Annotated in this window: 14 protein-coding genes; 2 read left to right on the top strand and 12 right to left on the bottom strand. The window is 48.1% G+C overall.

The genetic code is table 11. The annotated features are described in order from the left end of the window. Window positions 1–8: 8 nt before the first annotated feature. Window positions 9–1,466, bottom strand: a complete 1,458-nt coding sequence (locus tag D081_RS02840) for a TrkH family potassium uptake protein (RefSeq protein ID WP_085022615.1) — start codon at window positions 1,464–1,466, stop codon at window positions 9–11. 25 nt (window positions 1,467–1,491) lie between these two features. Beyond that, entirely contained in the window at window positions 1,492–2,829 is a 1,338-nt protein-coding gene (trkA, locus tag D081_RS02835; protein WP_085022614.1) for a Trk system potassium transporter TrkA, read from the bottom strand. A gap of 374 nt (window positions 2,830–3,203) precedes the next feature. On the opposite strand from trkA, the gene D081_RS02830 reads away from it, so the two are divergent. Next, complete coding sequence (locus D081_RS02830) at window positions 3,204–4,448, top strand: TadE/TadG family type IV pilus assembly protein (RefSeq protein WP_158087533.1); 1,245 nt, start codon at window positions 3,204–3,206, stop codon at window positions 4,446–4,448. A gap of 58 nt (window positions 4,449–4,506) precedes the next feature. Here D081_RS02830 and D081_RS02825 read toward each other — a convergent pair whose 3' ends face one another. The 10 genes from D081_RS02825 to cpaB form a co-directional block, all read right to left on the bottom strand. After that, on the bottom strand, window positions 4,507–4,863 hold the full coding sequence (locus D081_RS02825; RefSeq protein WP_143272105.1) for a DUF192 domain-containing protein: 357 nt from the start codon (window positions 4,861–4,863) through the stop codon (window positions 4,507–4,509). A gap of 18 nt (window positions 4,864–4,881) precedes the next feature. Further along, complete coding sequence (locus D081_RS02820) at window positions 4,882–5,835, bottom strand: type II secretion system F family protein (RefSeq protein ID WP_085022612.1); 954 nt, start codon at window positions 5,833–5,835, stop codon at window positions 4,882–4,884. After that, window positions 5,835–7,217, bottom strand: coding sequence for a CpaF family protein (locus tag D081_RS02815; protein ID WP_085022611.1), 1,383 nt, complete (start codon window positions 7,215–7,217; stop codon window positions 5,835–5,837). Before D081_RS02815 ends, D081_RS02820 begins: the two co-directional genes overlap by 1 nt. Before the next feature lie 37 nt (window positions 7,218–7,254). Next, window positions 7,255–7,695, bottom strand: a complete 441-nt coding sequence (locus D081_RS02810; protein ID WP_085022610.1) for a TadE/TadG family type IV pilus assembly protein — start codon at window positions 7,693–7,695, stop codon at window positions 7,255–7,257. Between the two features lie 104 nt (window positions 7,696–7,799). Then, window positions 7,800–8,018: a Flp family type IVb pilin gene (locus D081_RS12800; protein WP_085022609.1), complete on the bottom strand. Its 219-nt coding sequence runs from the start codon at window positions 8,016–8,018 to the stop codon at window positions 7,800–7,802. Between the two features lie 132 nt (window positions 8,019–8,150). Next, entirely contained in the window at window positions 8,151–9,119 is a 969-nt protein-coding gene (locus tag D081_RS02800) for a type II secretion system F family protein (RefSeq protein WP_085022608.1), read from the bottom strand. Beyond that, window positions 9,109–10,242 (bottom strand): response regulator, encoded by a 1,134-nt coding sequence (locus tag D081_RS02795; RefSeq protein WP_085022607.1) that lies wholly within the window; start codon window positions 10,240–10,242, stop codon window positions 9,109–9,111. The genes D081_RS02800 and D081_RS02795 overlap by 11 nt, the downstream gene beginning before the upstream one ends. 14 nt (window positions 10,243–10,256) lie before the next feature. Further along, the gene (locus tag D081_RS02790; RefSeq protein ID WP_085022606.1) at window positions 10,257–11,069 is read right to left on the bottom strand and encodes an AAA family ATPase; all 813 of its coding nucleotides are present in this window, start codon (window positions 11,067–11,069) and stop codon (window positions 10,257–10,259) included. A gap of 28 nt (window positions 11,070–11,097) precedes the next feature. Then, a complete protein-coding gene (locus D081_RS02785) occupies window positions 11,098–12,450 on the bottom strand; it encodes a type II and III secretion system protein family protein (protein WP_085022605.1) in 1,353 nt (450 codons plus the stop codon). 2 nt (window positions 12,451–12,452) lie between these two features. Further along, entirely contained in the window at window positions 12,453–13,436 is a 984-nt protein-coding gene (cpaB, locus tag D081_RS02780; protein ID WP_085022604.1) for a Flp pilus assembly protein CpaB, read from the bottom strand. Window positions 13,437–13,644: 208 nt separating this feature from the next. Here cpaB and D081_RS02775 point away from each other — a divergent pair, with 208 nt between their 5' ends. After that, on the top strand, window positions 13,645–14,316 hold the full coding sequence (locus D081_RS02775) for an A24 family peptidase (RefSeq protein WP_143272103.1): 672 nt from the start codon (window positions 13,645–13,647) through the stop codon (window positions 14,314–14,316). Window positions 14,317–14,378: the final 62 nt, after the last annotated feature.

Below are 14,378 nucleotides of genomic sequence, written 5' to 3'. Positions count from 1 at the left end.
CACCCCCCTTACCAGTGTTTATGCAGCAGCTGCTGGCGGCTGCCGAATATGAGAATCAAAAAGGCAAAAATGTCCAGCTTGCCCAAAACCATCAGAAAACAGCAGAAGAGCTTCACTATCACCGGCAGTGCCAGAAGCTCACTGTGGCTGGTATGAAACAGCATAATGGGTCCTGTACTGGTAATGCAGGCCAGCACGATGTCCATGGACTGCTGCATATCCAGCCCCGCTGCGGAAATCACCAGAATGGAAAAGGCAATGGTCACAATGACCATAAAGAAGAAGCCCAGAATTCTGTTGATTACCTTGGATGGCACCACGTCACCGTCTATTTTCATGGTCATGATAATATCAGGATGAATGGTGCGGGTCATTTCGTTGGCACAGGACTTAAAGAGAATCATAAGGCGGAGAATCTTGAAGCCCCCGGCCAGGGAGCCGATACAGCCGCCGATGGAAGCCACTACGATGAGCAGCATTTTGTCAAAGTCGGTCCAGGTCAGCACCTCTGATGGTGGTGCTCCTGTGGTCCCCGCATAGAGGGCCACGGAGAAAAAGCCGTACAGCAGGCTGTCAGACAGGCTGTAATAATTGTTGTGATAAAGGTGAAGGCCGCAAATCAGGCCGATGACCAGAATAATCAGCAAAAAGATATGAAACTCCGAATTGTGGATGGTCTTTTTCAGCATGGAATACTGACGCCGCTTAATGGCCTGCCAATAGATAATTACATTGCCTCCGGCGGCGATCAGGCCCACAATGGCGGCTGAGGCAAACCAGATGTTATTGTACAGATAGGCATCGGAAAAATAACAGCCTCCTGTGGAAATGGTCACCATGGCGAAGTTGATGGCATCGTAGGTGCCCAGCCCCGCAATGCTGAAAAAGAACACGCCGATAAGGGACAGTATGCCGTACAAAACAAACAGGCGGCGGGTATTCTTTTTGAGACGGTTTATGGTGACGATACCGGTTTTCAGGGCCACGGGCATGGCAAAGCTGGTGCCGAACATCCCCGTAATGGCCGGCAACACAGTGGCAATAAACATGAGAATCATGCCACCGCCAATCCACTGGGTCATGCTGCGCCACAGAATAAGGGCAGGGTCCTTGAGATACAGGATATTGGTATAGCCTGTGGTGGTGAAGCCCGACATGCTTTCCACGAAGGAATCCACAGCCCCCAGGCTGTTGCTGAGATAGTAGGGCAGACCGCCACACAGGGCCACCGCCACCCAAATTGCGCACAAAAAGATAGTTCCACCGTAAACTGACAAGGATTCCGGTGGATTGGTTGATTTTTTTATGAGAAATACTGCCAGCAGCAGTGTAACAAATATCGATTGTCCGAAAACCCCCGTCATGAAATTATGATGGAGGTAAATGCTGTAGGCAAAGGGAACCGCCATACAGCCTGAGCACAGCAGCAATGCCCTGCCCAGCAGAAACAGGATCAGTTTATCCATTTTTCTTCCTATTTTCTTCCCAGCCTTAGCTGTAGAAATATTTTAAAACCTTGGTGGTGGCCTGCTTTTCCGTGATTATGATGGCCCTGCCGCCGGCAGCCAGCACCGTATTACCATTAGGAATCTCCACCACATCGTCCTTTACGAAGGCGCACACCAGACAGGATTTTGGCAGCTTGGCATCCATGAGCCGCTTGTTGCAGACAGGGCAGCCATCTTCAATGGTGACCTCAGTAACCTCGGCTCTTGCGTCCTGCAGGAGTGATACTGCGGAATTGCCCCGGACAAAGGCCAGAACCTCATTGGTGGCCAGCAGTCTGGAGGACAGGGAAATATCCACGCCCAATTCGGCCAAAATGGATTTGTAGTCGGTCTTGGCCTGGCGGATAATGGTCTTTTTTACGCCGTGATGCTTTCCCAATAGGGCCAGCAGGAAGTTCAGCTTGTCATCATCAGTAAGGCAGATAAGGGCATCAGCCTCGTTGATGCCTTCCTCCAGCAGCTTGTTGATGTCGGCACCGTCGGCCCATATGGCCTTGCCGTGATTTTTGAACATGGAGGCCACCAGACGGCAGCGTTCCTTGTTGGTGTCGAAAATCTTCACCTTTACGTGCTGCTTGTCCAGCATGGTGGCCACAAAGCGTCCCATGCGGCCGGCACCTATGATGGTAACCTTTTCCAGCTTGGAGGCATTGCGCTCCACCAGATTCTTGGAGAAATCATCTATATCCTGGGTCAGGCCTATGAAATAGGCGTTGTCCCCGGCCTGGAAGGAATCATCACCATGAGGCAGGATCATGCGTTGCCCCCGGAAAATCATGGCCGCCATAATGGTCTTTGGCATTTCCAAATCCTTCAATTGTATATTTGTCAGAGGAGATTTTTTCTTTACCTTGGTCTCGAAAAGACGCACCTGTCCGTCGGCAAAATCCTCAATATTAAGGGCTGCCGGCACCATGAGAATACGATTTATCTCCATGGCCATAATCAGCTCAGGATTCAGCATCAGGTCTATATCAAAGTTGGATTTCAGATATTCCTTGGCCTCGGAAATGAACTGCATATCCCTTATGCGGGCAATGGTCCGCTTTATGCCGTGCTTTTTGGCCAAAATACAGGATACCATGTTTACTTCATCGGTGGCGGTAACTGCTATGAGCACGTCGGCGCCACGGATATCATCATTATTCATGGTAATAGGGCTGGAGCCGTTGGCCTCGATGGCCAGAACATCCAGGCTGGCCTGTACATTCTGCAGGCGGGATGCATTGTTGTCCACAACAATAACGTCATATTCTTCCTGGGAAAGGCGTTCGGCTATGGAGTAGCCCAGCTTTCCCGCGCCAACTACAACGATACGCACGATGGAACCTCCTAAAAAATCTAACAATATTTCAAGCTATATCATACTCTATTTTGATAAAAAAAACCATAATTATGGCTTGTGTTATAACGAGCTTTAAGATGTCTCCCACCTCTTTAGGTGGGGGAAAACAAACTGCAACAGCTGGCGAGCATATCTCCCAGCTCGTTGCGACACGAACGAAGTGAGTTAGTCCTTTAGGGAAACGCTAATTGGAAGATTTTTCTTCTGAAAGAAGAAAAATTTGAACAATGGCGTTATAATGGACAATGTTATAAAATATGAAAATATTTGTTAGCTATTATATGAATAACTGCGGTATAATATACTGTAGGCATAAAATAAATTATTACAGCAGTGAAGGGAGGGCATATATGATGAAGGAACAGCGGGGCGCTGTCATGATTTTATTTGCAGTGCTGATACCGTTTCTTATGTGCTTTGCCGGATTGGTAATAGATTTGGGAAATTTATATATACATTACTCCAGGCTCCAGAATACTGCCGATGCCGCAGCCCTGGCGGGAGGCAGTGCCTTTGCGGAAAGTGGCGGCGAGCTGGAGAAGGCAAATGAATTTGCCCAGAAATATGTGACCGTAAATGATAACAAGGCCTCATTTAAAACACCGCCCAAGGTGCAGGAGAAGAACGGGAATTTCTATTATGTGGTTGTTCTCAAGGAAAGGGTTCCCCTGTATTTTCTGCGGTATTTCCCGCAAATTGGGGATGATACGGAAATCAGTGCTGCCGGTGTTGCCCAGATTTCCTTAAGGCGGACGGCTTCGGGAAGCAGCGGTGGTGGCGGCTACGCCCTCTTTGATAATCTCTTTACGGCCATAGCCTTTAATTCCGTAAATAATATTCAAAATCCGGACAATTATAATATTCAACAGGACAAAAACAATGTCTCAACCTTTGATGGTCCCATTGTTGTGGGGGACAGAAATGAATATGACAATGCTGCGGGCAAGATCTTTCTGGACCCATCGGCCTTTGGTCCAAATGGCACTGACAGACCTACGGTGAACGAGGCCATAGCCCAGGGGCAGGTGAATTATCCCGAATACAATGGTACCCTGGATGTGACGGACTATTATCGGGACACGGTACAGAGCATGATGAATGATTCCTCCACCTACAGGGTTACGGACCAGAATCAGCAGAATGCAGAACTCAGTAAATTTTATGACGACATAGTACGCACTGAACAAAGAAATGTGGATGTAATATATTTTAATATTCCCAACCTCAATCTTAATATTTCCCAGGCCATAAGCGGGGATACCAATAAGCCCCTTTATGTTATCTGTGACAATATAAATAACTTTAGTTTCTCCGGTGATATGACCTCTGGCAGGCCTATAGTGCTTATCAATAATGGTAACAGAGAATTTTGGATGAATTGTCAGGGGGGCACATTTACCGGAGATATTTATGCCCCTTTTGGTTCTGTTTATGTCAATGACAACCATACCAACTTTTATGGCAGTATTGTGGCCGGCAACAGAATCCAGCTCCAGAGCCAGGGCTATTATTTCCAAAAGAATTACACGGGCAGAGCATCAGGGCCATCAGTGGGTTATGTAGTTTCCCTGGTCAGTGCCACGGATATACTGTGATTTCATGCCAACATCATACCAATAAAAAAGAACCGGCTTCTTGCCAATACTGTATGTATCAGCAAGGCTCCGGTTCTATTTTTATGGAAGTAAGGCTCTCAAGGGGAAGCTGGCTCAGGGTTCCCGCAGGCAGCTCTATGGCTCCGCTGGCCCCGGGGGCAATGCATATTCCTGTCCAGGGCTTTAGCTCTGTGGCCACCTTCACCACCTTGTAATTCTTGTCGTAAAAGATTACATCAATGGGAAACCGCATAAACATCATGTGAATGCTGTTGCAGGGGGTCAGCAGCAGCCCCGTGTTGGGCTCCAGCCTGAAGCGGCCCATGAGGCCCAGAAATCTCTTTAGAAAATTATCCGCCACCATAAGCCTGAATTTTATTTCCTTGGGAGCACAGTTTAATGTCAAAATCACCATTTTCCCATCATCCTCAAATCAAAAATGCTTAATCATGTTCAGCAGCACCGGCACCAATATTACTACGAAAAGGGCCGGAAATATAAATATTACCAAAGGAAAGAGTATCTTCACGGGAGCCTTCAGTGCCTGTTCCTTGATGGACTGACGGCGCCGCTCCCTCATGTTGCTGGCCTGAATGGTGAGGGTGTTGCTGATACTGGTACCCAGACGCTCCGCCTGAATTATGGAGGATACAAAGAGGGACAGCTCCGGCACCTCACAGCGGTTGGACATGGCCTTTAGGGCCTGACGCCGGGTCACACCCATGCTCATGTCATCCAGGGCATCCCGCAACTCGTCTATAAGGGGTCCATGGGTACGCTGGATTATTTTTTTCAGGGCAGCATCGAAGGTGAGGCCGGCCTGAACGCTGACACACATCAGATCCAGAATCTCCGGCAGCTGCTTCAATATTTTTTCCTGACGCTTGGCAATAAGGGTATTAAGTATAATTATTGGCAGGGTGCCGCCAATAATAAAGCCCAGCACCAGCCACAAAATAATCTGTATTGGTGGCATACTGTGAAATGTGGCGTATCTGTAGGCAAAGTAGGTGGTAAAGCACACAAAGATAGCCCAGATAATGGAAAAGCCGCCTACGGACAGCCTGTTCTTAAGGCCGGCCACCGTCAGCTTTTGCTGGATGCTGCCGGTAAGGGTGGATGGGGTCAGCTCAAAAAAGTTCTTTTCCAGCTTATTCACCAGTGGCTTGACGACACGGCTGTAAAAGGACATATCATCCTTTTCCCGCTCCCTGTTCAGTGCCATATTGCTCATCATGCGGCTGGCATCCACAGTGTTCATGTCAGTAATGGAGTTAAGACGCTTTTGATAGGTGGTCTGGGGCTCCACATAGTTTTTGATGAAGCCAAAGCAAAGCAGAAATATCAGCAATGCCACGGACATGGAAAAAAGAAGGGCCAGAATCATCAATACATTCCTCCTTCATCTCCCATATTCTGGAACATTTCATCAGGCATTTCAACGCCGTTAACCTGGAACTTGTCCAAAAAGCTTGGCAGCAGTCCTGTGGAAACAAAGCGTCCCACGGCCTTGCCGGTTTCGTCCATGCCTGTCATCTGGTAATAGAAAAGGTCCTGGGTGGTGATGGTATCCCCCTCCAGATGCTGAACCTCGGTAATATGTGTAATCTTGCGGCTGCCATCCTTGATACGGGACTGATGGAGTATAAGGTCAATGGCAGAGGAAATCTGCTCCCTTATGGCCTTTACAGGCAGCTCAAAGCCGGACATGAGCACCATGGTCTCAAGACGGCTGAGGGCATCCCTTGGGCTGTTGGCATGGGCTGTGGTCAGTGAGCCGTCATGGCCGGTGTTCATGGCCTGAAGCATATCCAGGGCCTCGCCGGAACGGACCTCTCCTACCACAATACGGTCTGGACGCATACGCAGGGCGTTCCGCACCAGATCACGGATAGTAATCTGCCCCTTGCCCTCAATGTTGGCCGGGCGGGATTCCAATGTTACCACATGGGGCTGCTGCAGCCTTAATTCTGCCGCATCCTCAATGGTTACAATACGCTCGGTGCTTGGTATAAAGGAAGATAAGGCATTAAGGGTGGTGGTTTTACCGGAGCCGGTACCACCTGTTACCAGTATATTGATTTTGGCGGCCACACAGGCCTGCAGGAATTTGGCCATTCTGCGGTCCAGGGTACCAAAATTAATCAGATTATCAAAGGTCAGAGGCTTCTTGGAGAATTTACGGATAGTAAGCACCGGCCCCACCAGTGACAGGGGCGGAATAATAATATTTACACGGGAGCCGTCGTTCAGGCGGGCATCCACCAATGGGGAGGCCTCATCAATGCGGCGTCCCAGAGGGGAAATAATCCGTTCAATTATATTCATCAGATGCTCATCATCATGGAAGGTAATATCTGTCAGCAGCAGCTTGCCCATGCGCTCCACAAATATCTTCCGGGGACCGTTTACCATTACCTCTGTAATGGAATCATCCTTCAGGAGACCCTCAATAGGCCCCAGCCCCAGCATTTCATCCCGCAGGTCGCTGATAACCCTGCCCCGTTCTCCTCTTGGAATGGCAAAGGGATTCTCATCCAGCACCTTTTGGACATAGGAATCTATGACGTGCTCAATTTCCAGCACGTCCTGATTCTTGGTGGATAAAATGCGCTGCTCCTCAGGAGTCATTTCCTCCACAATGCGATGATGTATTTTTAATTTGATTTCCTGAAAGGAATTGTCCACCTGGTCAACGGACAGGGAGGCAAAGATTCTCACCTGTATATTCCGCTGGTTGGGACGGCCTAATCTTTCCAAAAGTGACAAAATACCCTCACTCCAATTCAAAGCACCAAAAGGCTGCCTAATTGCCTCCGCCGGAATTAGGACAGTACATGGTGTATTTTATATTAATCCCCTTAAGGGCACTTTTCGAGCCAAAGTTTCTCATAAGTCTTCCAAAATAGGAATTGGTATTGTAAGGTGCGTTGGCTGTAACCACCACATCGTTATTTTCATTCTTGACTTCCAGATAAGCATTGTTGATGCCGGATTCCCTGTTCGGTTCCCATTTAAAGATATCACTGGTGAGATATACATTTTTGATGTTGTTTTTTACAATTATCTGGCGGGTGGCAGCATCCTTGGTCATAGAGGCCTCATGAGCAATACTTCTGGCAGTATTGTTCAGCATCAGATAGTCGGCAAAGGCAAAGCCAAAGTAGATGATGCCCACCATAAACAAAAGAAAAAGAGGCAGAACGAATGCAAATTCCACAATGGCTTGTGCTTTTTGGAATTTCATACTTCTGCCTCCTCAGTTTTAATTTTTCATTTAAAGATTTCCGAATGCAGTCACTTCAACTAGCGATCCTCCGCTGATGTAGTTTCTAAACACATCCAGAGGAATTAATTAGCAGGGGCTGTTTCACCGCCACCAGCTGCTGGCTTCTGATTTTTTGTAGTGTTAAGCTGCTCTGTAACGGATGAAAAAGTACTTTTGATTGCCTGTCCCAAACCGTTATCACTCTGAAGTGCAACAGCTGCAATACCAACTACAAATGCAAGAATAAGAGCGTACTCCACCATACCCTGAGCCTTCTGCTCCAAAAAACGCATAACCTTCATTATAAGATCCTCCCTTCAAAATAAATAACTATAGCTACATCACTTAAAAATATAAATTATAAAATGATAGCTGTAAAATAATAATACAATTTTCCAGGTGAAATGTCACTAGTTAAAAGAATTATTATTTACCTATGTATCGATATTTACAATCCTTTTAATAACTATAAAGCCAATAATTTCCAAAAAAATAGCTATTCCTATGGCAATATGGCCGATTTCTTCCTCAAATAAAGGCTTTAAATAGCCGGGATTAACGGAATTTATAAACACTGCCAGGGCAACTGGCAGCAGGGCCAGGATAATCCCGGATAACCGCCCCTGGGAGGTAAGGGTTTTTACTTCCTGTCGCATTTTCAGACGGGCGTTGATGGTATCGCTGATATTGTCCAGCACCTGGGACAGATTGCCACCCACTTGGCGCTGAATCAGCACTGCCGTAACAACAAGGTCAAAGTCCTTGCTCTGGACCCGCTGGCTCATATTTTCCAGGGCTGTTTCCAGAGGAATGCGGAGGTTGGTTTCACGCATGAGCTTCTGTACCTCCCGGCTGGCGGGGGCATCCATTTCCCTGGCCACATGCTCCATGGCCTGCATAAAGCTGAAGCCTGCGCGCATGGCATCAGCAATCATTTTCAGCATATCGCTGAGCTGGTTGGTGAAGGCGGCCTGACGCCTTTGAATATGGAAAAGCAGCACCGTCCATCCCAGCAGGGCTCCGAAGATAAAGCCTAAAATCATGCCCACAAACTGAAGGGTATAGGCAAAGAAAACCAAGGCACCAATAATCCCCAGACCCGTCAAAATAAGCTGGAATTCCGTTCCCGTAAGGGGCCAGTCCGCCTGCTGCATTTTCACGTCAAAGGAATTGCTTTTCTTAAAGGGCTCCAGCATTTCACCGCCCCGGTGAAACAGGCCTCTTATAAAATCCCCCAGACCTTTCTTTTGAGCAGAGGCAGTATTGTCAGTACGGTAGTCGGCAAAATAAGCTATGCGCTCCTTGATATTCTGTTTTTCACTGTTCCTGCGGCCCAGAAAAAACATAAATATGCTGAAAACTATAAGGGCAGCAAGAAGTGCAATCATTAGCTTAAAAATCATCGTTATCGTCCTGCTTTTCCTTGGTTATCCGCCCGGCCAGATAGTTGATCCGCTGGCTGAGAGGGCTGTTCGGCTTCAAATCCAGGGCCATGCGGCCGTCATCGGCGGCAGTTGCCACATCCAGATAGGCATTTGGAATGATGCCCACCACAGGATAACCGATAATTTCCTCCATTTCCTGCTTGGCAGTGATGGTACAAGGCTCCACACGGGTAAGGATAATCTTCACCCTTTCCTTGTAGTCCGGCCAGGTGGTGAAAACATCAAGGGACCGTTGAATGTGCTGTACCTCGTAGCCACCGTTCAGCATGGCTACAACGTAGGTGGTATCAGCCATTTCCGCCGCTGCAATGGAGGTGGGGTTAAAGCCCGCCGGCACATCGATAAGCACGTACTGGAACATGGTCTTGGCCATGTTTACGATGGCCTCAAAGGCGGAAATGCTCACCTTGTCAATAAGGCTTGGTTCCTTGGTACCACAGAGGATAGATACATTTTTGGCCACCGGCACAAAGTAGGAATTCAATGACACAGGAGAAAGAAAATCTGTATCTCTGGCGGCCTCCACAATGGTACTCTGGGGCTTCAGATTGAAGAAAAAGGCCATGTCACCAAACTGCAGATCCGCGTCAATAATGCCCACGCTGGCATTGGTCTTTCGGGAAATGGCCATGGCCAGATTGGCTATAAGGGTGGTCTTGCCGCTTTTCCCTTTGGGGCTGAAGAAGGTCATAACCTTGGCTTTCTTACCCCCTGATGCCGGCTTGCTGAAGGCAAAAATGGCATCCAGCAGCTCCTCGCTGGAAAATGGCTTTACCAGAAAGCACTTGGCCCCTGCATTGACGTAGAGGCTGGAGCTTTCGGCAGACCATTTTTCACCGGTGCATATAATATCCGCATTGGGATAAACCCGATGGAATTCCTCCAGCAGATTCATAATATTGGGATTATCTGCATCCAGCAGAATAATATTCGGGGTAAATACCATGCCCTGTCCCAGGGCATCCTTGGCATCCCGGAAGCGGGCCACCAGAGTGACGGTTTCCGTTGCCCTTATTATGTTGGAAAGCTGCTCCAGATAAAGGCGGTTGCCCTCCACCAGCATGATGTTGTTATTTATCATTGAGAAGGCACCTCCTAACTAAATATCTTGGACAGCCAGGAATTTCGCTTCTGGGTTTCCTCGGTCTGATAGCCCTTGTTGGTATATCTGGCCACCAGGGCCCGGAGCTCCTGGGTAAGCTCGCTTTCCTGTCCGTTTAGTACCAGGGGTATTCCCGTGGCAATGGACTCTCTGGCAGAAATAAAATCATTGTGGAGAATGTGGTAGAAATCCTCGCCCAAAATGCTTACCACGTCCTTCAGCTGAATGTGGGTCTTGGAATCACTGCGGTTTAGCACCAGACGTATCTTGTTGGAATCGTAGTTCAGGGTACGGAGGGTTTCATTGCCTATCTTCATATTTTTGATGGTAGGAATAAAATCCACAATACCCAAAAAGGTAACGATGGTGCTGATATCCAAAAGGGCCAGATTCAGTACGCTGAACATGGAGGTGGTATCCACAATGATGTAGTCATACTGCATACGCAGATTTTTCAGCACGTCAATAATGGTTTCCGGACTGAGGTTGTAGGCGTCCTCCAGCTTGGTAGGATTGGGAATCACCTGGAAGGCCACACCCTCGTAGGCATAGGTGGTCAGCATCGGCATCAGTGAGGTGCCCGAATCTGACTTTATGCTGTCACAAAGGTCCGTAATGGTGTATTCGGGGTTAAGGCGCAGATAATTCCTGATGTCCCCAAACTGCAGGTCAAAATCAGCCAGGCACACACTATAGCCCTCCCTGGCCAGCTCTGAGGCCATATTAATGCTTATAAGGGTTTTGCCCACGGCGGACGCCGTGCTGAAAAAGGTTATAATGACACCATTGATCTGTTCGTCAGACATACGCTCATCTCCGAAAAATACATCCGTATTACTTGCTTGCTTTATTTATGTTCTCGTCCATATCCCGATTTGGATTTTTGGTAATGTCCAAATCATTTGGGCTTACATCCTTCATATTGGAATATTCCTGCTGGGCCTGTTCCACTGCATTCTTCAGGGGATCGGACACCTTTACAGGCTCATCACTGTTCACAATGGTAGGGGTAATGAGGATTACCAGCTCATGACGGTCCTTGGAGGTGCTGGTGTACTTGAAGAATTCCCCGATAATTGGAATGGAGCTGAGAAGTGGAATCTTGCTTACGTTCTTGCTTTCACTGTTGTTCATAAGACCGCCAATGGACATGGTCTCACCATCAGGAATGGTAATCATGGTGGAGGCCTTGCGGGAAAGCAGGGCCGGAATGGTGCCGGCACTGGTGGTTACGGCATTGCTGTAATCAAGGTTGCTGATCTCTGCATTTACCCCGGCGGTAATGTTGTTGTCAGGGGTGGCAGTTGGCTTGATATGGAGCTTGATACCGTATTCACGCCAGGTGATGGAAATATCACCGTTTTTGTTGGCTGTAGGCAGTGGAATCTCGCCACCAATGAGAATTTCAGCTTCCTCACCGCTCATGGTGGTCACGTTAGGTCTGGACAGAATCCGGGCCTTTCCTTGCTTGATCAGCATATTGAGCTTGAAATTGATATTGTTGTAAACATGAGGTCCGAACTGCTTGAAATCCTGACCTCCGTAGAAGGTGCCGAAGGATATGCCGCTGAAATCGCCGGCCTCTGTCCTTACAGTACCGCTGGAGCCTGTCATAATGCCCAGCTCCTGGGCATCAGCATTGGAAATATCAATTACCATGGCTGCCAGATTAATCTGGCTGGGATTTTCCATTTCCAGCATATTGATGACATTTTCCGGATTGCTTACAAACATAACGGCCATGGCATAGGCCTGCTGTTTTTCATACTGATTTTTAACCTTGCCCTTCAGGAGAATCCTGTCTCCCACCTTTTCCACATGAACCCCCGGAATGTTCATGGCCTGTCTGATGGCATTGGCAGTGGTGGAATCCTTGTTGGAAACATTTACCACGAAATCCTGCTGCATTCCATCGTCGGTCCACACCGTAAGGCTGGTGGAGCCGGGGGATACACCGATAATATTCAAGGTTCTGTTATTGATGACATTTACATCCGCAATGGCGGGATTGGCTATGGCTACCCTGATGATGTCAGCGTAGCTGGAAGCGTTAAAAAGGGTTGACTGGTTTATTTCCAGATAGAGAGGCTGAACGTAGGCTGCTGCCACGGAGGTGGACAGAAACAGCATAAATGCCGTCAGCACCATGGATATATGAAGTTGCCATTTGTGTATTATTTTTTCCATTTTTAGGCTCCTTCTCTGGTAACGGTGGTACCTCGAATAACTTCAACACTGCCATAGGACTGGGCCGGGGCAGGAGCTGCCTGGGCCGGTGGTGCACTGCCGCCTGCTGCCGGAGCCGGCTGCTTGCCGTTCTGCGGCGTGGTGGCCTTGTTGGTTACCTTGGTGTATTCCGTAGTGGTAGTAAAGGTATCTCTTGGCTTATAAGGTCTCAGCACAAGATAAATTGTTCCGGACTGGGCCGCGGCTATAAGCTCCATGGCATCCCTTGGGGATACTGCCAGGGTGGCAGTGGCCATGGCGGAGGAAGCAGGCTGGGTGGTCTGTGAAGGCAGAACACTGTTGCTGCTGTTATTATTGTTGCTGCCGCTGTTACCCTCATTATTGGCAGGTGGGGTAACCACATTGCGCTGGCTGTTCATCGGAGTTCTGTTGATGGCCAGCAGCAGGATATTCTGCAAAATAATGTTGGAGGTGATGCGGGCATCGTTGCCGGAGCCGGATACCACCATTACATCCACGTAATCACCTGGCTTGGCAAAGCCGGAAATGCCCGTAACATCATTGATTCCCACGGATATGGCCCGGCAATCAGGAGGAATAAGTCCCGTGAAGCCCGCCATTTTTATATCCATCAATACCTTTCGGTCCGTGATGAAATCGTCCCGAAGAATCTGGATTCTTGCAGGCTTGCCCACGATGTCCTTTACATCCGTAATGGCATCCTCAGGAGCCAGCTCCACCGGTATTTCCCGGGTGGTCAGCATATTTGACTGAATCAGTGTCCGGGGCGCGATGTCGGTGGCCGCCACTATGATAGTGGTCTTTTCACCGCTGTAGGCCGGTGCCGGCTTTTCCGGTTCCTGCTCCAGATAAATGAACAGCAGGATACCAAACAGAAGGCTGGCAATGGCGGCGAAAACTATCCAATACTTGTAGCTGATCTTTTCAGCCATTTCAGAAAATTGTTTTTTAAATTCTGGTTTCATTTTTTTGCCTGTCCTTATTTAAAAATTGAGTTATTCTTCGTAATATTCTAAAATAAGCTTTGAAATAATTATAACGCAATTGTTCAAAATTTTCTTCCTAAAAAGAAGAAAAATCTTCTGATTAGCGTTTCAACGAGGATTAAAAAGGTAATCTTCGTTATAACATTAATTGATTTGTAAAAAAACTATTTAAGTGGGTGATTAGGTGTTGTGGCACATTTTTTTAAATAATATTATGCCCCTTGGGGTGTTTATTATACTGGGCTGCCTCCTGGGCCGGGGGCTGTTGTCCTGGTCCGGTGCCCTCAGCAGGGAATATGAGAGTGAACTGGACACTTTTATTCCCATAAGGGGGACTGTGGCCGAAAGCAGATGGCTGCTGGCTATCTCCGGGGCCCTTCCCCTGCTGTGTGCCGTTGCAGCTTATATTTTTCACGGCCTCCAGTACCCTAATATTCTATATGTTTTCATTGTTTCCCTTTTTTTGATACAATTTTCTTTAACTGATTTTCTGTGGCAGGTTATTTTTGACAAGCAGCTGGCCCTGTTTGCCCTTTTGGGCTTAACCAGGCTTTTGCTGAGCGGGCAGGGGCTTATGGACGGTCTTGTGGCCGCTGCCGTGGGCTTTGCAGTTTTTCTCCTGCTGGCCGTCATTACCCGTGGCGGCTTTGGGGGCGGTGATGTGAAGCTGGTGGGAGCCATGGGGCTGTGGCTGGGCTCGGACCTGCTTCTGGTCACGGTGATTATGGGGATAATCATGGGGGGCATAATGGCCCTGCTTCTGTTAATTACAAAAAAAAGAAGCCGCAAGGATTATTTTCCTTACGGCCCCTATTTCGCCATTACTGGCATGGTCCTGTTTTTACTTTGTGTTCAGTGAAATGAGGCTTATCTATAGGCGAATGGAACCTGTTCATGGGCGAATGGAACCCGCTTATACCT

The sequence above is a fragment of the Anaerovibrio sp. JC8 genome (assembly GCF_002100115.1).
Lineage (GTDB): Bacteria > Bacillota > Negativicutes > Selenomonadales > Selenomonadaceae > Anaerovibrio.
Note: the sequence above shows the minus strand (reverse complement) of the source record. Positions and strands in the feature narration are given on the sequence as shown.